Genomic DNA, 17430 nt, shown 5'->3' on the forward strand with positions numbered 1-17430 from the left:
AAGGCCTCAACCGGAAAGGCCTGGCGGATCAGGAGGCGGGCGGTGCGCGCGGGCGGCGACGGCGGCGGCGGGCCGGCCGGTGGCGACAGGCGGGGCGCGCCGGTCGCGGGGCCCGGACATGGGCCTCTCCTGGCCGCGGCACCCATGGCGACGGGGCCGGCGTGACGGCGGTGCACAGCGCGCAGTGATGGCCGCCGGCGCCGTCATGGGCGGGCGCGGCCGGATCGCCTGAGGCATCGGGCACATGGCAGATCGAGGCCGGGTCGAACAGCCCGTCGGGCAGGCCGGCGGCGCGGGCGACCGCCGGGCCGGCTTCCGCCATGGTCATGCCGGCCAGCATGGCCGGCTGGGTCAGCAGCAGGGCAAGCAGCGCCAGCCAGCCGGCTGCGCGGCGCAGAAAGCGCCGTGCCGGCTGGTGAACATGCCTGCCCTGGTCTGCGGTCCGCCGTCCGTGCCCCGTCATCGGTGCAGTGTAGGGATGCGGGGCGCCGCTCAGATCTGCGGCATTACGTCGCAGTACCTGCCCGGGCGGCATCGATCCGCCGGATGAACTCCTTCAGCACAATGCGGTACAACTCGTCCTTCAGCACCGCATCCTCGACCCCCGCATCGATATTGGGGTTGTCGTTGACCTCGATCACGAACACGCCCTCGGCATTCTGCTTCAGATCGACGCCATAGAGCCCGTCGCCGATCGGGGCGGCGGCGCGCAGGGCGGCATCGATCACCTCGGCCGGGGCCTCGTCGACGCCGAAGGTGCGGAACCGCCCCTCGTCGATCCGGCCGTCGCCGCCATGCTTCACGATCTGCCAGTGGTTGCGCGACATGAAATACTGGCAGGCATAGATCGGCTGCCGGTTCAGAATGCCCACCCGCCAGTCGAAGGCGGTGTAGACGAAGGACTGCGCCAGCGCCAGCTCGCTGCGGGCGAAGACCCGGGCGCCCAGCGCCACCAGCTGTTCGCGGTTTTCGGCCTTGAAGACGCCGTCGGAGAAGGCCCCGTCGGGGATCTTCAGCACGATCGGATAGCCCAGCGTCTCGGCCTCCAGCAGCCGGTCGCGGTGCAGGATCATGGTGCGCGGCGCCGGCAGGTTGTGGGTGCGCAGCAGCTCGGCCAGATAGATCTTGTTGGTGCAGCGAACGATCGACTGCGGATCGTCGATCACCGGCATGCCTTCCTGCTGCGCCCTGGTCGCGAAGCGGAAGGTGTGGTGGTCGATCCGGGTGGTCTCGCGGATGAACAGCGCATCGTATTCTGCCAGCCGCGGATAGTCGCGCCGGGTGATCAGCTCCACCTCCATGCCGAGGCTCCGGCCGATCTTGCGAAACCGTTCCAGCGCCTTGGGGTTCGACGGCGGCAGCGGGTCGGCGGGGTCGTGCAGGATCGCCAGGCTGTAGCGGCTGCTGGCCCTGGGTTTCGGGTCGCGCCAGCGATCGGTGGTGAAACGGTCGAGCGCGGTGTCGAACCGGCCGCGTTCGGCCACATCCAGCCCGCGCAGGCTGCGGCTGCGCATGGAGCGCACCGTCCAGCCCAGCCGGCCGCCGGCCGCCGGTTCCGATGCGCCATAGGTCAGGTGCAGCGCCATCAGCGGCAGGCGGAACAGTTCGAAGGCCCGCCGGCCCAGCGCCGCGGTCTCGGCCTCGCAGGTCTCGCCGAAGATCACCGTAACCGTGCGGGTGACCGCGCCGCCGTCTGCCGGCGCCAGCAGATGCCGCCGGGCGATCGCCGTCAGCTCGGGCAGCGCATGGGCGTAGATGCGCTTCGAGGAAATCTCGGTCAGGGCATGGGGGGTGGGGATGACCTTCTCGCCCCGGCCTTCCGCCAGCAGAGAGGCGTAATAGCCGAGCGAGAGATAGTGATGATCCCTGACCAGGTTCACAACCTTGGCGCCGGGCTTCTCGGGCGGCGGCGCCTCGACGAATTCGCGCGCCGTCAGCACCACGCGGCCCGTGGCGGCAGGTACCGATGCCCGATCCTCGGGGCGGTCGACGATGACGATATGCCGGTGCATTGGCTCAGGAACCCGGTGTGGGAAGGGAGGAGATGAAGAGCGTGGCACGCAGCCCCGCGCGGCCGTAGCGCGACATGCGCTCGAAATCGCGGCGGGGGACGGGGATGCGGATGCAGTCGATGGGGGCGCGGCCTTCGTCGCGGTCGACGAAGGGATCATGAATGTGGACGCAGGCGTCGTCCACCGCGACCACCACCACCCAATGCGGCGCCTTCTGCCGGTCGAAGCGCCAGGAACTGACCAGCTGCAGCGGGATCTCGCCCTGGCCTAGGGCCGTGGCGATGTCGTCGAGCGTGGCCGGGCGCTCGTCGAGGGTGATCAGCGGCTCGCCCGCGATCTCGCGCGCGAATTCGGCCTGGACCATCTCGATCACCCGCTTCTTTTCCGGGCTCCGCACGCCGTCGACGAAGGGCACGCCCTGGCCGGTGACGTGCAGGCGGACGCCGAAGCCGCGGGCGGCGGCCGCCAGCGCCAGACCATGGGGCGAGCAGCCGCCATGGCCGGAGGTCATGAAGATCGTGGTGGATTCGCGCCAGATCCTGAGTTCCTCCTCAGGGCCGGTGGCGCGTTCGGGGTCGAGCGCATGCATCGCCATGATCAGCGCCGCCGGCCCGCAGGTGAAGGGCAGGCTCTGTTCCACATAGGGCACGCGGTCGCGCGACGGATCCAGGCGCCGGGCCAGCGACTTCTCCATGCGGATCGCATCTACCGCATCTTCGTAATAGGCGACATAGCGGCCGAAGCGGCGATAGCCGGCATGTTCATAGATCGCCGCCACATCGGGCGCGTCGGCACGGACTTCCAGGCGGATGGTGGTGGCCTCGGCCGCCCGCGAGCGGGCCTCCACCTCGGCCAGCAGCCGGCCGCCGATCCCCGCCCCGCGCCAGCCGGGGGCGGTGGCGATGGAATAGAGCCGGGCGAGCCGGGTGCCGGTGTTGTAGAGCACCATCGCATAACCGGCGACGACCATCCGCCCGTCGGCACCCGCCGTTTCGGCGATCACCGTATCGGCATGGGCGCGGGTCAGCAGATGGCGGAAGCTGCGGCGGCTGATCCGGTCGTGGACGAAGGAGGCGTTTTCGATCGCCAGCAGCGCGTCGATATCGGCAAGGGTCGCGTCGCGGATGGCGATGGCGGGGCGCCGTGCCGGGGCAATGGGCGCCGCCGCCGCCGCACCCGCCGCATATCTGCCTGCCCCACCGTCATCCATGCCACCCGGGCTCCGTTCCGGCTCTGCCGTCACCGGATGGCAGAGATCTGTCTTGCCCAGACATGTTCACCGTCGACGGCGCCGGTTCAAGTGGCAAGATCGGGATGGCCGCCCTGCGGATTCCGCCGCGACCCTGTCAGAGGTGCAGCAGCGCACCGCCGTCCAGCAGGGCGAGCACGCCCAGCACGATCAGCAGGGCGGCCGCCGCCTTGCGGACCAGGCCCAGCGGGATGACCCGGGTGATGCGGTCGCCCAGGAACACGACCGGCAGGTTGGCGATCATCATGCCGATGGTGGTGCCGATGACGACCGCGATCAGCGGCGCATAATCGGCGGCGAGGGCCACGGTCGCGACCTGGGTTTTGTCGCCGATCTCGACCACGAAGAAGGCGAGGGTGGTGGCCAGGAAGGCGCCGCGGGCGGTGCTGCGGGGGGCTTCGTCCTCGTCCAGCCTGTCCGGCACCAGAACCCAGAGGCCCATGGCGATGAACGAGGCGCCCAGGATCCAGCGCATCCATTGCGGATCGACATGGGCGGCGACGGCGGCACCCACCGCGCCCGCCACGGCGTGGTTTGCGAGCGTTGCGACCAGAATGCCGGCCGCCACCGGCCAGGGGCTGCGATAGCGCAGCGTGAGCGCGAGTGCGAGCAGCTGTGTCTTGTCGCCGATTTCCGCCAGGGCCACGACGAGCGTGGAGACCGCGAGCGCTTCCATGATGTGATCTGCCTCCGAGGGTGGACGGCCGGACCTGAATTCCTGGCGCGCAAGCAGCGAGCACGATCGGACACGACACGCATCGGCCGGTCCGGCCGTCCCGTCGCGCTGGTGTCGACGGTCGATGCGATCGCGTCCGAAGGTCTCGCCGGCGCCGGGATGGTCCCCGTCGCTCGCACGCCATGCCGGATGCCGGGCCACAACCCTCGCGGGCCAACCCTGCGGGCAAGTCTGTTGACGTGCGATCCGTCCTGTCAGGCCGTCTGGCCTGCGCGCGGTCGGCTACTCCCCCTCGGAAGTGGGTGGAGCATGCCCCGGAGGCGGCTCGGGTGTCAATCTTTGCGGGGGATCATGAGCGGTCCGAGAGGGGGCGGAGGCGGTGCGCGGATTTTTTTTCGAGGGGGCGGATATGGCATTTTCATTACAGGTCAATGGTTTGGATTCAGGCATGCCCCGGCCCCCTCAGAAATGTTGCGTCCCCATGAAAAAGACCTCTTGCGCTCCTCCCGGAGTATTGGCTATAAGACCGCCACGACGACGACGCCCGATGCGACCGTGGCGGAATTGGTAGACGCGCTAGTTTCAGGTACTAGTGTCTGTACGGACGTGTAGGTTCAAGTCCTACCGGTCGCACCACTCTCCAAAAGGAGGGTGACCATCGGGAAGCGTCATCGTCAACGAAACGCCCGCCTAGGTTCGGCGGGTTTTTTGTTGGCAAAGCCGAAATACCGGATCTTGTGTCGTTTTTCTGACGACGATGCTTGCATCCGGGGCGGTTTTGCGTATAACCACGGACCACACGACACCGCTGCGACCATGGCGGAATTGGTAGACGCGCTAGCTTGAGGGGCTAGTGCCCGAAAGGGCGTGCAGGTTCAAGTCCTGCTGGTCGCACCACTCTCCCGAAGCAGGGCGAGTTGAAGATTCGGATCAAGCCGGCACCGTTCATGGTGGCCGGCTTTTGTCGTTTTTAATCCCTGTCCAGGCGCACAGAGTTCCGGCGCAGCCGCTACCCAAAGCGGGCAAAACCGGGTACGGTCGGCGAAACGGCCGTGTGCGCCCCTGCCGCCGGCCCATTTTCCCTGATCTCATGCCGGTCGGAGCCCCATGCAGACCATCTTCGTCCTTATCAAATGCGAACTCGGCAAGGCCTATGACGTCGCCCATCAGGCGGTGGCGACGATCGAGGAGATTTCCGAGGTGCATTCGATCTCGGGTCAGTACGACCTGCTGATGAAGTGCTATCTGGCGCCCGGCCGCGACATCGGGCATTTCGTGAACGAGAAGCTCCACGCCATTTCTGGCGTCAAGGACACCTTCACGATGATCACCTTCAAGGCCTTCACCTGATCCCGGGCCACCGGGACGGGCAGGCGGGTCCGCGGGGAGCGCGGGGTCGCCGGGAAAGGCTTGGCCACACCTCGCAGGGACGGGACGGGAGATGACGACGAACAAGGCGGCCTCGCGGATGATCGCGGCGGCGACGGGTATCGTGATGGGCTTCGGGCTGGCGGCGGCCCAGGCGGCCGATCCGGTGAAGATCGGCCTGCTCACCACCTTGAGCGGTGATGGCGCGGGGCTGGGGGGCGACACCCGCGACGGCTTCATGCTGGCGGTGACGGAAGCCGGCGGCAAGCTGGGCGGCGTGCCGGTGGAGGTGCTGACCGTCGACGACGCCCGCAAGCCCGAAACCGCCGTGCAGGCGGCCGACCGGCTGGTGAAGGAAGACGGCGTCAGCCTGATGACCGGCATCGTGTTCTCGAACCTGGCGCTGGCCGTGGTGCCCAAGGTCACCCGCGACGACGTGATCTATGTCAGCTCCAATGCCGGCCCCTCGCAGCTGGCCGGTGCCGGCTGCAGCCCGAACTATTTCAACGCCGCCTATCAGAACGACAATCTGCACGAGGCGACCGGTGCGGCCGTGGAACAGGCCGGGCTGAAGCGCATGTTCCTGATTGCCCCCAACTATCCGGCGGGCAAGGATTCGCTGACCGGCTTCAAGCGCTATTACAAGGGGGAAGTGGTCCAGGAGGTCTACACCAAGCTGGGCCAGCTGGATTACGCGGCGGAAATCGCCAGCATCCGCGCGGCCGACCCCGAGGGCGTCTTCATCTTCCTGCCCGGCGGCATGGGCATCAACTTCGTGAAGCAGTTCGATCAGGCCGGTCTGAAGGGCAAGATCAAGCTCTACGGCCCCGCCTTCTCGTTCTCGCAGGACATCCTGCCGGCGGTGGGCGATGCGGCGCTGGGCGTGATCAACGGCGCCCAGTGGTCGACCGATCTCGACAACCCCGCCAACAAGGCCTTCGTTGCGGGCTTCGAGAAGGCCTATGGCCGTCTGCCCTCGGTCTATGCCATGCAGGGCTATGAAGCGGCGCATATCATGGGCGCGGGTCTGGAAGCGGTGGGTGGCGACGTGGCCAATCGCGACGGGCTGCGGGCCGGGATGAAAGCCGCGAAGTTCGACAGCGTCCGCGGCGAATTCCGCTTCGGCAACAACCAGCATCCGATCCAGGATCTCTACGCCCGCGAAGTGGTGAAGGACGATCAGGGCCGGCTGGTCAACCGCATCGTCGCGAAGGTGTTCGACGACCACGTCGACGCCTACGCGGCCGATTGCAAGATGTGATACCGGACCGGCCGGCCGCGGGCGGCGGGGGCAACCCCGGCCCGCGCCCCGCGGCCGCCGGCGGTGTTCCTGTATCCGCTGATGTCTTCCCTTGTTCTCGAGCAGGTCCTGAACGGCCTGCAGCTCGGCGTCATGCTGTTCATGATTGCCGCCGGCCTGACGCTGGTTTTCGGCGTGATGGGCGTGCTCAACCTTGCCCATGGCGCGCTCTATATGTGCGGCGCCTTCGCGGCCGCTTTCGTTGCGGCGGAGACGGGTTCGGTCCCGCTCGGCATCCTGGCGGCGCTGCCGGTGGCGGCCCTGCTCGGCTTCGTCATCGAACGGCTGGTCATCTCCCGGCTCTATGCCCGCGACCATCTGGACCAGGTGCTCGCCACCTTCGGCATCGTGCTGTTCGCCAATGAAATGGTGCGGATCCTGTTCGGGCCGCGGCCGCTGTTCCTCGACGTGCCGGCCTTTGCCGCCGGCACGGTGGAGGTGCTGCCCGGCACGCCCTATCCGGCCTGGCGGCTGGCGATCATCCTGGCCGGCCTGGTGGTGGCCGGGGGCCTCGCTTTGCTGATCGAGCGCACCCGCCTCGGCATGCTGATCCGTGCCGGCGCCCAGAACCGGCGGATGGTCGCGGCCTTGGGCGTCGATATCGGCCGGCTCTATGCCGTGCTTTTCGCGCTGGGCGGGCTGCTGGCCGGTCTCGCCGGCGCCATGGCCGGGCCGGTGCTGGCGGTGCAGGTCGGCATGGGCGAGCCGGTGTTGATCCTGGCCTTCGTGGTGATCGTGATCGGCGGCATCGGTTCGGTGAAGGGCGCCTTTGCCGGCGCGATCATCGTCGGCCTAGCCGACACGCTCGGCCGGGCCTATCTGCCGCAGCTGGCGCGCGAGCTGCTGCCGCCGGCCGCGGCCGACCAGATCGGCGCCGCACTTGCATCGATGACGATCTATCTGCTGATGGCGGTGGTGCTGGCCATTCGTCCGAAGGGGGTGTTCGGTGGCCGGGACTGAGCGTGAGCCCGAAACTGCATCGACGTCGATGCATCCGGCCGGGGCGGGTGTTGCAGATGCATCCACATCGATGCATATCGGCGCACCCGGGCGCGGCGGTCGTGCCGCTCTGGTCCTGATCGTCCTTCTGGCCCTGGCACCGCTGGTGGCCGAGGCGGCCGGGGCCGGATATCTCGTCTCGCTCACCACCCGGATCGCGATCTGGGGGCTGGCGGCCGCCAGCCTGCAATTGCTGATCGGCGGCGCCGGGCTGCCCTCGCTCGGCCATGGCGCTTTCGTCGGCATCGGCGCCTATGCGGTGGGCGTCGCCTTTCACCATGCCCAGGGCATGGACGGCGCGCTGGGCTTTCTGGCCGGCGCCGGCGCCGACAGCCTGCTGGTCACCCTGCCGGCGGCGGCGGTCGCGGCGGCGCTGATCGCGCTGCCGATCGGGGCGGTCAGTCTGCGCACCGGCGGCGCCTATTTCATCATGATCACGCTCGCCTTCTCGCAGATGCTCTATTTCGTCACCATCGCCTTCGCCGATTATGGCGGCGAGGACGGGCTGTCGATGTGGAGCCGCAACACCGCGGCCATCGGCGGGCTTGGCCTGGATACCGGCGACGATCTCGTCTTCCACTGGATCTGCGTCGCCCTGCTCGGGCTCTGGCTCGGCATTGCCCACCGGATATCGGGCAGCCGCTACGGGCTGGTGCTGGCGGCGGCGCGCGACGACGAACGCCGGCTGAGGGCGCTGGGCCGCAGCCCCTATGGCCTGAGGCTGGCGGCCTTCGTGACGGCGGCCGCGGTGGCGGGGGTGGCGGGTGCGCTCAACGCCAATCTGATCGGCTTCGTGAGCCCGACGCCGCTGGCCTGGACGACATCGGGCGAGCTGATGGTGATGGTGGTGCTGGGCGGGGCGGCGACGCCCGCCGGGGCCGTGGCCGGTGCCGCGATCATGGTGGTTCTGGAAGAGATGCTCGGCCGCTGGACCGAACATTGGGCGGCGATCCTGGGGCCGATGCTGGTGCTGGCGGCGATCTTCAACCGGGGCGGGGTCACGGGCACCCTTGCCCGGGCCTGGAGCCGGATCCGGCGGCGGGGGCGGCCATGACCGCGGCTCTGCTGGAACTTGCCGGCGTCACCCGCCGGTTCGGGGCGCTGGCCGCCGCCGACGATCTGTCGCTTCAGGTGATGCCCGGGCAGATCCATGCCCTGATCGGCCCCAACGGTGCCGGCAAGACCACGGCCTGCGCGCTGATTTCGGGCGAAATCATGGCCGATGCCGGGCGGATCCGCTTTGACGGCCGCGATGTCGGTGCCCTGGGCGTGGTCTCCCGCGCCCGGCGCGGGCTGGTGCGCGCCTATCAGATCGTGGCGCTGTTCCCCAGCCTGACGGCGGTGGAAACCATCGAGGTCGGGCTGCTGGCGCCGACCCGCGCCGTCTGGCGGCCCTTTGCCGCGCGGGCGCGGGACCGGGATCTGACGGCGCGGGCGGCGGCGGTGCTGGCGCGCTTCGGGCTGGACCCGGCCGACCGGCGGCCGGCGGCGGTGCTGTCCCATGGCGAGCGGCGGCGGCTGGAAATCGCGCTCGCCGTGGCGCAGCGCCCGCGGCTGCTGCTGCTGGACGAGCCGCTGGCAGGCCTTGGCCCCGACGAGAGCGCCGCCATGATCGAGACGATTCGCGCACTCGGCCGCGAGACCACCATTCTGATGGTCGAGCACGACATGGAGGCGGTGTTCGCGCTCGCCGATCGGGTGACGGTGCTGGTCGCGGGCCGGGCGATCGCCGCGGGCAGCCCGGACGGGATCCGTGCCGATCCGAAGGTCATCGCGGCCTATCTGGGTGAGGACGAGGCATGACCGCGGTTCTGGAGATGGTCGGCGTCACCGGCGGTTACGGGCCGGCGCAGGTGCTGTTCGGCATCGATCTGGCCGTGCATGCGGGCGAGGTGGTGGCGCTGATCGGCCGCAACGGCATGGGCAAATCGTCGACCATCGGCGCGGCGCTGGGGCTGGTGACGGTGACCGGCGGCCGGGTCAGGGTGGACGGCACCGATGTCACCGGGGCCGCGCCGCATCGCATCGCCCGCGCCGGGCTGGGCCTGGTGCCCGAAGGCCGGCAGGTTTTCCCCGGCCTCAGCGTGCACGAGAACCTGGTCGCCACCGCGCGCCCCGGCCCCTGGACCGAGGCCCGGGTGCACGAGCTGTTCCCGCGCCTGGCCGAGCGCACCGGCCAGCGCGCCCGGCTGCTGTCGGGCGGCGAGCAGCAGATGCTGGCGATCGGCCGTGCCCTGCTCACCAACCCCCGCCTGCTGATCCTGGACGAGGCGACCGAGGGGCTGGCGCCGCTGATCCGCCGCGACATCTGGGCGGCGCTCGCCCGGCTGAAGGCCGACGGGCTGGCGATCCTGGTGGTCGACAAGGATCTGAAGGCGCTGGCGCATCTGGCGGATCGTGCCGTCGGCCTGGAACGCGGCCGCGTCGCCTGGGCGGGGCCGGGGGCGGCGCTTGCCGATGCCGGGGGCGAAGCGCGGCGGCTGGTCGGGGTCTGACGGTCAACGACCGGCGACCTCGGGCCCGATCGGGGCTGGCGGCGCGTGGCTGAACCGGCCATGCTGGTCGCCATCGGATTCAGGAGTAGCCGACATGACCACGGAAAAGTCCCCCGACATCGCCGCCGATCAGCCCGCCACCGACGACGCCCTGCCCGACGAGGCGCTGGATCAGGCCGGTGGTGTGACCTACACGATCAATTTCAACAATCAGAGCAGCAATCAGAACGGCTTCTTCATCTTCCAGAAGCCGGCGACGCCGGATTCGGGCTATATCCCGATTGCATGGCAGGTGATCCACCGCGGATCGTAAGGGCCGTCACCCCACGATCATGACCGCCGCCCCGGCGATGAGTGGCAGGGCGGCCAGGCCGAGCAGGGCCGGGGCGGCCCTGCGGGCGAGGGCCGGGCGGCGGCGCAGCACCGCCTGGCCACCCAGGCCCACGGCCGAGAGGGCGGGCACGGTGCCGAGGCCGAAGGCGATCATGGCGAGCGCACCGGCCAGCGGCCGGCCCGAGGCGAGCGCCGCCGCCAGCGCCGCATAGACCAGGCCGCAGGGCAGGAAGCCCAGCACCAGCCCCGTGCCGACGCCGCGGCAGCCGCCGCCGGCGAGCCAGGGCCGCACCCGGGTGAGCATGCGGGCGGCGAAGCCGGCGATGCCGCCGGCTGCCGGAGGGCGCTGGCCGCCGGTGATCGCAGGCTGCGGCCTGACATTCAACTGGCCGAACAGGCCGAGCCGCGCTGCGGCCGAGGCGAGCAGCACCAGCCCCGCCAGCCCCAGCGGCACCGCCGCCCAGTCGCGCAGCCGGCCCACCATCGCCAGCCCGTCCCCCAGGCCCTGGCCGACCAGCCCCGCCACGGCACCCAGCCCGGCATAGGTCGCGATCCGCCCCAGATGATAACCGGGCAGCAGCCCGGCACGCAGCCGGCTTGTTTCCGACATGGCCGCGACCGGCACCCGGGCGAGCCGGGCATCGACCTGGGCCAGCACGAAAATCCCGCACATCGGCGCACAGTGCATCAGCCCGCCGGCAAGGCCGGCGAGGGCGAGCGCACCCATGAGCGTCGCAAACCCGCCCCAGCCTGCGGCATCGCCGCTGAAGGCCGGGCGGCACAGCGCCGCAAGCGTGTCGAGATCGATGGCATCGAACATGGAAGAAGGCTCGCCCGGGCGATTAACGATTCCGGAAGGATCGCGGAGGTAGTATCCGGCAATGGCGTTGACATGATGCAGGCGGGCCCCGGCCGGGGGCGGTTGACCTGATGCAGGTGGGCCCCGGCCGGGGCCTGGGGCGGCGGTCGTGCGACCATCCGCCGCGGTCCTGAACGCCATCCTGACCGATCCTCACCAGCCCTGTCACGATCCGCCTTGACCTGTGTCAAGGCTGTGAGCTTCCGGCCGGAATAGGGTCGCGGTCATGGAGACGGGCAGGGGCGACGTGTGCCCCGGGTTCCGTCGAAAGCCGGCGGGGCGAAGCGGGCCCTTGACGCCGCCGCACCCGCAAATGGGCCAAGACTCGAGGATACGGGCATGAGCAACAGCGACAAGGGCGAGAAGAGGCCGATCGGCGCCGACGGCGTCTCGATCGTGATCGGCGCACTGCTGACGGTGGCCGGTGTGGTCGGCCTGTTCATGGCGGGGCACGCCATGGACATGGGCATCCGCATCTTCGGCCTGGGCCTGGGCGTGCTGGCGATCGTCTACATCGTCGGCGAGATCAACCGGCACTACGCAGCGGTCGAGACCGATGGCGAGGGGCATCTCCCCGCCGACGGTCCCGATCTGTGATGCGCGCCCTCTGACACCGGAGCGGTGACCAAATGACGATGACCGCAACTTATGGCGACGGCACGACGCGCGCATCCGCGCCCGTGCGCAGCGCCGCCCGCTACGACGAAGAGACGGTGCGTCTGTTCGTGATCGCCGCGATGTTCTGGGGCGTCGCGGCCTTTCTGGCGGGCACCTATATTGCCTTCCAGCTGGCCTTCCCCTCGCTGAACCTCGGCCTGGAATACACCTCGTTCGGGCGCCTGCGGCCGCTGCACACCTCGGCCGCGATCTTCGCCTTCGGCGGCAACGTGCTGATCGGCACCTCGTTCCACGTGGTGCAGCGCACCTGCCGCGCGCCGCTCTTCGGCGGCCCGGCGCTCGCCCGCTTCATCTTCTGGGGCTACAACTTCTTCATCGTCCAGGCCGCCCTCAGCTACCTGCTGGGCTTCAGCCAGGGCAAGGAATACGCCGAGCCGGAATGGTATATCGACCTGTGGCTGACCATCGTCTGGGTCTGCTATTTCGTGGCCTTCATCGGCACGGTCGTGCGCCGGCGCGAGCCCCATATCTATGTGGCGAACTGGTTCTACATCGCCTTCATCGTGACCATCGCGATGCTGCACATCGTGAACAACCTCGCCATCCCGGCGAGCCTGGTCGGCTCGAAGAGCTATGTGGTGTTCTCGGGCGTGCAGGACGCGCTGGTGCAGTGGTGGTACGGCCATAACGCGGTGGGCTTCTTCCTGACCGCCGGCTTCCTGGCCATCATGTACTACTTCATTCCCAAGCGCGCCGAGCGGCCGGTCTATTCCTACCGTCTGTCGATCGTCCACTTCTGGTCGCTGATCTTCCTCTACATCTGGGCGGGCCCGCATCACCTGCACTACACCGCGCTGCCCGACTGGGCGCAGACGCTGGGCATGGTGTTCTCGGTCATGCTGTGGATGCCGTCCTGGGGTGGCATGATCAACGGTCTGATGACGCTCTCGGGCGCCTGGGACAAGCTGCGCACCGACCCGGTCATCCGCTTCCTGGTCACTTCGGTCGCCTTCTACGGCATGTCGACCTTCGAAGGCCCGGTCATGTCGATCCGCGCGGTCAACGCGCTCAGCCACTACACCGACTGGACCATCGGCCATGTGCATTCCGGTGCGCTGGGCTGGGTCGCCTTCGTCTCCTTCGGCGCGATCTACATGCTGGTGCCGACCCTGTGGAAGAAGAAGGAGCTGTATTCGCTGCCGCTGGTCTCGTGGCACTACTGGATTTCGACCCTGGGCATCCTGCTCTACATCACCTCGATGTGGGTGTCGGGCATCATGCAGGGCCTGATGTGGCGCGCCTATGACGAGCTGGGCTTCCTGCAGTACAGCTTCATCGAGACCGTCATGGCCATGCATCCCTTCTACATCATCCGCGGTCTGGGCGGCGTGCTGTTCCTCGTGGGCGCCCTGATCATGGTCTACAACCTGATCATGACGGTGCGTGCCGGCCAGCCGGTCGCTGCCCGCAAGCCCGCGGCCGCCGCAGCGGTGGAGGCCTGATCCGATGGCGCTCACGCATGACAAGATCGAGAAGCGCACCGGGCTTCTGGTCATCCTCACCCTCGGCACCGTCGCCATCGGCGGCATGGTCGAGATCATCCCCCTCTTCACCATCGAGACCACGGTCGAAGCGGTGGACGGGGTGCGCCCCTACACCCCGCTGGAGCTGGCCGGGCGCGACATCTACATCCGCGAAGGCTGCTACACCTGCCACAGCCAGCAGGTGCGGCCCTTCCGGGACGAGGCGGAACGCTATGGCCATTACAGCCTGGCGGCCGAAAGCAAGTACGACCATCCCTTCCAGTGGGGGTCGAAGCGCACCGGTCCCGATCTGGCGCGCGTCGGCGGCAAGTACTCCAACGAATGGCATGTGGGCCATCTGATCGACCCGCGCGCCCTGGTGCCGGGCTCGGTGATGCCGACCTACGCCTTCCTGGCGGAGCGGCCGCTGGAGGCTGGCAACCTGAAGGGGCGGCTGGAAGCCAATGCCATGGTGGGCGTGCCCTACACGGCGGAGATGATCGACAGCATGAAGGCCGATCTCGTCGCCCAGGCCGACCCGATGAGCGATGCCGAAGGCCTGCTCGCCCGCTATCCCGGCGCACGTGTCGACGACTTCGACGGCAACACCGCGAAGCTGACCGAGATGGACGCCCTTGTCGCCTATCTGCAGGTCCTGGGCACCATGGTGCGGTTCAACGACCTGACGGAAGACGAACTGCAGCAGTGAGGAGGCCACATCCATGCCTGGCTATGAGGAACTGGTCGCTCTCTATCAGTTCGTCCGCTCGTGGTGGATCGTCGCCGTCATGATCCTGCTCGTCGTGATCGGTGTGAGGGCCTTCCTTCCCGGCCAGAAGGCCGCGATGGACAGCGCTTCCCGCATCCCGCTTCGCGACGACGACGCCTGAAGGACTGGCGCCATGCCGACCAAGATCGAAAAGGATACGGCCACGGGCCGTATGACCACCGGCCACGAATGGGACGGGATCAAGGAACTGAACACGCCGCTGCCGAAATGGTGGCTCTGGGTGTTCTATGCCACGATCGCCTATGCGGCCGTCTGGGTGGTGCTCTTCCCGGGCATCCCGCTGGGGACCACCTACTTCAAGGGGCTGCTCGGGTATTCCACCCGCGTCGAGCACGCCCAGAACCTGGCGGCCGTCGAGGCGGGCCGGGCCGACATCCTGGCCAAGATCCGCGGTACCGACGTTGCCGACATCCTGAAGGATCCCGAGACCGCCACCTATGCGGTGGCGGGCGGCCGGGTCGCCTTCGCCGAGAACTGCGCCGCCTGCCATGCCGCCGGCGGTGCCGGTCAGGCGGGCTATCCGGCGCTGGGTGACGACGACTGGCTGTGGGGTGGCGACATCCACGCCATCCGCCAGACCCTGCTCCACGGCATCCGCTCGGCCACCGATGCGGATACCCGGACGTCGCAGATGCCGGCTTTTGGTGAGATTCTTGACAGGAATCAAATCCAGACCGTCGCGACCTATGTATTGTCGCTGTCAGGCGCAGCGGATCCGGCCCCGGCGGTGAAGACCGAAGGTGCTCAGATCTTTGCAGACAACTGCGCCTCCTGCCACGGCGAGACCGGGCATGGCGGCCGCGACTTCGGTGCGCCGAACCTTGCGGACCAGGTCTGGCTCTATGGCGGCAGCCTGGACCAGGTCATGGCCCAGGTGGCGCAGCCCCGCCACGGCGTCATGCCCAACTGGGGCGGCCGCCTGGACGACGCCACCATCAACATGCTCGCAGTCTACGTCCACAGCCTGGGCGGCGGCGAATAACCGCTTCCCCCGTCCGGCCGGTCCCATCAGAAGGGCCGGCCGGGCCGACCTCTTCCCCGAGGAGCCAGGACCATGTCCACCTCCGGCATCGATATGGGCGGTCACGACGACACCACCGCCCCGCCAGCCTTGTTCGCCAACCGCCTGAAGGTCTATGCCAAGGCGGTTCAGGGTCCGGTCCGCCGGATCAAATGGGCCCTGCTGGTGGTGATGCTCGGCGTCTATTACATCCTGCCCTGGATCCGCTGGGATCGCGGGCCGGGACGCCCGGATCAGGCCCTGCTCCTCGACCTCGAAGGCCGGCGCGGCTATTTCTTCAATCTGGAGATCTGGCCCGACGAGATCTACTACCTGGCCGGCCTGCTGATTTTCGGCGCCGTGCTGCTGTTCCTGGTGACCAGCCTCTACGGCCGCCTCTGGTGCGGCTATGCCTGCCCGCAGACGGTCTGGACCGACCTGTTCATGTGGGTGGAGCGCAAGATCGAAGGCGATCGCGCCGAGCGCATCCGCCGCGACAAGGCGGCCCTCAGCTTCGACAAGGCCTGGCGCAAGGTCGCCAAGCATGGCGCCTGGGTGCTGATCGCGGCCGCCACCGGCGGCGCCTGGATCATGTACTACCGCGACGCGCCGACCGTGACCGTGGAGATCCTGACCGGCCAGGCCTCGGCCACGGTCTATTCCATGTTCGCGCTGTTCACCATCACCACCTACACGCTGGCAGGCTGGGCGCGCGAACAGGTCTGCACCTATATGTGCCCCTGGCCGCGTTTCCAGGCGGCGATGCTCGACGACCAGACGGTCACCGTCACCTATCAGGCCTGGCGGGGCGAGCCGCGCGGCAAGTACCGCAAGGGCGAGAGCTTCGATCTGCGCGGCGACTGCGTCGACTGCACCCAGTGCGTCCAGGTCTGCCCGACCGGCATCGACATCCGCGACGGCATCCAGCTGGAATGCATCAATTGCGGCCTCTGCGTCGACGCCTGCAACAATGTGATGGACAAGCTGCACCGGCCCAGTGCCCTGATCACCTGGGACACCTTCGCCAATCAGACGGCGCTGGCCAAGGGTGAACAGCCGCGGCACATGAAGATCATCCGCCCGCGCACCCTGATCTATGCCGGCCTGATCGTGGTGCTGGGGGCGGTGATGATGACCGCGATGCTGACCCGCACCCGGGTCGATGCCACCGTCATCCGCGACCGGGCGCCGCTGTTCGTCACCCTGTCCGACGGTTCCATCCGCAACGGCTATACGCTCAAGATCACCAACCGCCGCCCCGAAGGGTCTGAATTCGCGGTGACCGTCGACGGCCCCGAAGGCCTGGTCGCCAGCGTCCACACCCCCGACGGCCGCGAGCTGCCGGCCGACAATGTCGAGGTGCGCGGCGACACCCAGGGCGCGCTCCGGATGTTCATCGCCATGCCGCGCAAGGCGATCCCGGAAGAGCAGACCCCGATCGACGTGCATATCCGCAACCTCACCACGGGTGAGGAGGCGAGTGTGGCCACCGTCTTCGTGGCCCCGCCATCGGGCGGCGACCGCACCCAGCGCGTGAACAGCGTGGCGCCGGTCCAGGTGCCCTGATCACCGGAACAGATCGATGCCTCTCCAGGTGCCCCCGGGCACCTGGAGCTTCTTTCAGAGCCAGGAGACGAGCCCATGGCCCGCAGTCTTCCGATGCAGCCCCGCACCAAGGCTTCCGGCCGCAAGAGCGCCTGGATCCCCTGGGTTTTCGTCGGTGGCTTCCTGGTGGTGGTGGCGGTGAACACCACGCTGATCGTCAAGGCGCTGGACGGCTTCACCGGCGTGGTGGTGGACAAGCCCTTCGAACGCGGCCTGGATTACGACCGGCTGGTCGCCGCGGTCGAGGCTCAGGACCGGCTGGGCTGGACGGTGACCACCGCGGTCGAGCCGGGCACGCCCGCGGGCGAGAGCGATTTCGCCCTGACCCTTGCCGGCCCCGATGGGCCGCTGGCCGGTGCCACGGTCGATGCCCGCCTGCAACGGCCGCTGGATGGCGAGCGGGTGGCCCTGATGGCCATGCCGCGCCCGGGCTGGCCGGCGGGCACCTGGCGGCTGGTCGGCCCCGGCGTGCGGCCGGGGCAGTGGGATCTGCACGTCATTGTCACCCGGGGCAAGGATCGCCACATTTCGACCCACAGGCTCTGGATCGCGCCCGCCACGGGCGAGGCCGGGGCGAAGTCGGGCGAGACGGAGTGACCTGAA

General features: G+C 68.7%; 19 protein-coding genes and 2 tRNA genes. 16 read left to right on the top strand and 5 right to left on the bottom strand.

Annotated elements, in window-relative coordinates; all coding sequences use genetic code 11:
* Positions 1-28: 28 nt before the first annotated feature.
* The 4 genes from WI697_RS19145 to WI697_RS19160 all read right to left on the bottom strand — a co-directional run bounded on the left by WI697_RS19145 (position 29) and on the right by WI697_RS19160 (position 3937).
* Complete coding sequence (locus WI697_RS19145) at positions 29-463, bottom strand: DUF2946 family protein (protein WP_345959596.1); 435 nt, start codon at positions 461-463, stop codon at positions 29-31.
* 43 nt (positions 464-506) lie between these two features.
* Positions 507-2012 carry a RimK family protein gene (locus WI697_RS19150; protein ID WP_296710238.1) on the bottom strand — a complete coding sequence of 502 codons (1506 nt, stop codon included), beginning with the start codon at positions 2010-2012 and terminating at the stop codon, positions 507-509.
* A gap of 4 nt (positions 2013-2016) precedes the next feature.
* Entirely contained in the window at positions 2017-3222 is a 1206-nt protein-coding gene (locus WI697_RS19155) for a GNAT family N-acetyltransferase/peptidase C39 family protein (protein WP_345959597.1), read from the bottom strand.
* Between the two features lie 136 nt (positions 3223-3358).
* Entirely contained in the window at positions 3359-3937 is a 579-nt protein-coding gene (locus WI697_RS19160; protein WP_062763870.1) for a TMEM165/GDT1 family protein, read from the bottom strand.
* 549 nt (positions 3938-4486) lie between these two features.
* Here WI697_RS19160 and WI697_RS19165 point away from each other — a divergent pair.
* The 9 genes from WI697_RS19165 (at position 4487) to WI697_RS19205 (ending at position 10412) form a co-directional block, all read left to right on the top strand.
* Positions 4487-4573: transfer RNA gene (locus WI697_RS19165), tRNA-Leu, on the top strand.
* Positions 4574-4747: 174 nt separating this feature from the next.
* Positions 4748-4834 (top strand) — tRNA-Leu (locus tag WI697_RS19170).
* Positions 4835-5044: 210 nt separating this feature from the next.
* Complete coding sequence (locus tag WI697_RS19175) at positions 5045-5287, top strand: Lrp/AsnC ligand binding domain-containing protein (RefSeq protein WP_062761366.1); 243 nt, start codon at positions 5045-5047, stop codon at positions 5285-5287.
* A 91-nt stretch (positions 5288-5378) separates the two neighbouring features.
* Positions 5379-6566, top strand: coding sequence for an ABC transporter substrate-binding protein (locus WI697_RS19180; RefSeq protein WP_345959598.1), 1188 nt, complete (start codon positions 5379-5381; stop codon positions 6564-6566).
* Between the two features lie 81 nt (positions 6567-6647).
* Positions 6648-7565, top strand: coding sequence for a branched-chain amino acid ABC transporter permease (locus WI697_RS19185; RefSeq protein WP_296710226.1), 918 nt, complete (start codon positions 6648-6650; stop codon positions 7563-7565).
* A 70-nt stretch (positions 7566-7635) separates the two neighbouring features.
* Positions 7636-8658 carry a branched-chain amino acid ABC transporter permease gene (locus WI697_RS19190; protein WP_345959599.1) on the top strand — a complete coding sequence of 341 codons (1023 nt, stop codon included), beginning with the start codon at positions 7636-7638 and terminating at the stop codon, positions 8656-8658.
* Complete coding sequence (locus WI697_RS19195; protein WP_345959600.1) at positions 8655-9407, top strand: ABC transporter ATP-binding protein; 753 nt, start codon at positions 8655-8657, stop codon at positions 9405-9407. The genes WI697_RS19190 and WI697_RS19195 overlap by 4 nt, the downstream gene beginning before the upstream one ends.
* Positions 9404-10099, top strand: coding sequence for an ABC transporter ATP-binding protein (locus WI697_RS19200; RefSeq protein WP_345959601.1), 696 nt, complete (start codon positions 9404-9406; stop codon positions 10097-10099). Before WI697_RS19195 ends, WI697_RS19200 begins: the two co-directional genes overlap by 4 nt.
* 94 nt (positions 10100-10193) lie before the next feature.
* Positions 10194-10412 (top strand): hypothetical protein, encoded by a 219-nt coding sequence (locus WI697_RS19205; RefSeq protein WP_345959603.1) that lies wholly within the window; start codon positions 10194-10196, stop codon positions 10410-10412.
* 6 nt (positions 10413-10418) lie between these two features.
* On the opposite strand, the gene WI697_RS19210 is transcribed toward WI697_RS19205, so the two are convergent.
* The gene (locus tag WI697_RS19210) at positions 10419-11252 is read right to left on the bottom strand and encodes a sulfite exporter TauE/SafE family protein (protein ID WP_345959604.1); all 834 of its coding nucleotides are present in this window, start codon (positions 11250-11252) and stop codon (positions 10419-10421) included.
* A 378-nt stretch (positions 11253-11630) separates the two neighbouring features.
* Between WI697_RS19210 and WI697_RS19215 the strand changes: the two genes are divergently transcribed.
* From WI697_RS19215 to WI697_RS19245, 7 genes are all read left to right on the top strand, one after another.
* Complete coding sequence (locus WI697_RS19215; RefSeq protein WP_062762182.1) at positions 11631-11888, top strand: hypothetical protein; 258 nt, start codon at positions 11631-11633, stop codon at positions 11886-11888.
* 32 nt (positions 11889-11920) lie between these two features.
* Positions 11921-13411, top strand: a complete 1491-nt coding sequence (gene ccoN / locus WI697_RS19220; RefSeq protein WP_372016405.1) for a cytochrome-c oxidase, cbb3-type subunit I — start codon at positions 11921-11923, stop codon at positions 13409-13411.
* Between the two features lie 4 nt (positions 13412-13415).
* Positions 13416-14141: a cytochrome-c oxidase, cbb3-type subunit II gene (gene ccoO, locus WI697_RS19225; protein WP_298647611.1), complete on the top strand. Its 726-nt coding sequence runs from the start codon at positions 13416-13418 to the stop codon at positions 14139-14141.
* Between the two features lie 13 nt (positions 14142-14154).
* A complete protein-coding gene (locus tag WI697_RS19230; protein WP_082828314.1) occupies positions 14155-14322 on the top strand; it encodes a cbb3-type cytochrome c oxidase subunit 3 in 168 nt (55 codons plus the stop codon).
* A 12-nt stretch (positions 14323-14334) separates the two neighbouring features.
* Positions 14335-15204, top strand: coding sequence for a cytochrome-c oxidase, cbb3-type subunit III (ccoP, locus tag WI697_RS19235; RefSeq protein ID WP_345959605.1), 870 nt, complete (start codon positions 14335-14337; stop codon positions 15202-15204).
* A gap of 72 nt (positions 15205-15276) precedes the next feature.
* A complete protein-coding gene (ccoG, locus tag WI697_RS19240; RefSeq protein WP_345959606.1) occupies positions 15277-16788 on the top strand; it encodes a cytochrome c oxidase accessory protein CcoG in 1512 nt (503 codons plus the stop codon).
* 75 nt (positions 16789-16863) lie between these two features.
* A complete protein-coding gene (locus WI697_RS19245; protein ID WP_345959607.1) occupies positions 16864-17424 on the top strand; it encodes a FixH family protein in 561 nt (186 codons plus the stop codon).
* Positions 17425-17430: the final 6 nt, after the last annotated feature.

The sequence above is a fragment of the Tistrella mobilis genome, assembly GCF_039634785.1.
GTDB classification, from domain to species: domain Bacteria; phylum Pseudomonadota; class Alphaproteobacteria; order Tistrellales; family Tistrellaceae; genus Tistrella; species Tistrella mobilis.

What these genes read in the sequence shown, in the direction of transcription:
- WI697_RS19185 (WP_296710226.1), top strand. Translation starts at nt 6,648, where the DNA reads ATGTCTTCCCTTGTTCTCGAGCAGGTCCTGAACGGCCTGCAGCTCGGC.
- ccoO (WP_298647611.1), top strand. Translation starts at nt 13,416, where the DNA reads ATGGCGCTCACGCATGACAAGATCGAGAAGCGCACCGGGCTTCTGGTC.
- ccoP (WP_345959605.1), top strand. Translation starts at nt 14,335, where the DNA reads ATGCCGACCAAGATCGAAAAGGATACGGCCACGGGCCGTATGACCACC.
- WI697_RS19180 (WP_345959598.1), top strand. Translation starts at nt 5,379, where the DNA reads ATGACGACGAACAAGGCGGCCTCGCGGATGATCGCGGCGGCGACGGGT.
- WI697_RS19245 (WP_345959607.1), top strand. Translation starts at nt 16,864, where the DNA reads ATGGCCCGCAGTCTTCCGATGCAGCCCCGCACCAAGGCTTCCGGCCGC.
- WI697_RS19200 (WP_345959601.1), top strand. Translation starts at nt 9,404, where the DNA reads ATGACCGCGGTTCTGGAGATGGTCGGCGTCACCGGCGGTTACGGGCCG.
- ccoN (WP_372016405.1), top strand. Translation starts at nt 11,921, where the DNA reads ATGACGATGACCGCAACTTATGGCGACGGCACGACGCGCGCATCCGCG.
- WI697_RS19145 (WP_345959596.1), bottom strand. Translation starts at nt 463, where the DNA reads ATGACGGGGCACGGACGGCGGACCGCAGACCAGGGCAGGCATGTTCAC.
- WI697_RS19160 (WP_062763870.1), bottom strand. Translation starts at nt 3,937, where the DNA reads ATGGAAGCGCTCGCGGTCTCCACGCTCGTCGTGGCCCTGGCGGAAATC.
- WI697_RS19215 (WP_062762182.1), top strand. Translation starts at nt 11,631, where the DNA reads ATGAGCAACAGCGACAAGGGCGAGAAGAGGCCGATCGGCGCCGACGGC.
- WI697_RS19190 (WP_345959599.1), top strand. Translation starts at nt 7,636, where the DNA reads ATGCATATCGGCGCACCCGGGCGCGGCGGTCGTGCCGCTCTGGTCCTG.
- WI697_RS19175 (WP_062761366.1), top strand. Translation starts at nt 5,045, where the DNA reads ATGCAGACCATCTTCGTCCTTATCAAATGCGAACTCGGCAAGGCCTAT.
- WI697_RS19205 (WP_345959603.1), top strand. Translation starts at nt 10,194, where the DNA reads ATGACCACGGAAAAGTCCCCCGACATCGCCGCCGATCAGCCCGCCACC.
- WI697_RS19230 (WP_082828314.1), top strand. Translation starts at nt 14,155, where the DNA reads ATGCCTGGCTATGAGGAACTGGTCGCTCTCTATCAGTTCGTCCGCTCG.
- WI697_RS19150 (WP_296710238.1), bottom strand. Translation starts at nt 2,012, where the DNA reads ATGCACCGGCATATCGTCATCGTCGACCGCCCCGAGGATCGGGCATCG.
- ccoG (WP_345959606.1), top strand. Translation starts at nt 15,277, where the DNA reads ATGTCCACCTCCGGCATCGATATGGGCGGTCACGACGACACCACCGCC.
- WI697_RS19195 (WP_345959600.1), top strand. Translation starts at nt 8,655, where the DNA reads ATGACCGCGGCTCTGCTGGAACTTGCCGGCGTCACCCGCCGGTTCGGG.
- WI697_RS19210 (WP_345959604.1), bottom strand. Translation starts at nt 11,252, where the DNA reads ATGTTCGATGCCATCGATCTCGACACGCTTGCGGCGCTGTGCCGCCCG.
- WI697_RS19155 (WP_345959597.1), bottom strand. Translation starts at nt 3,222, where the DNA reads ATGGATGACGGTGGGGCAGGCAGATATGCGGCGGGTGCGGCGGCGGCG.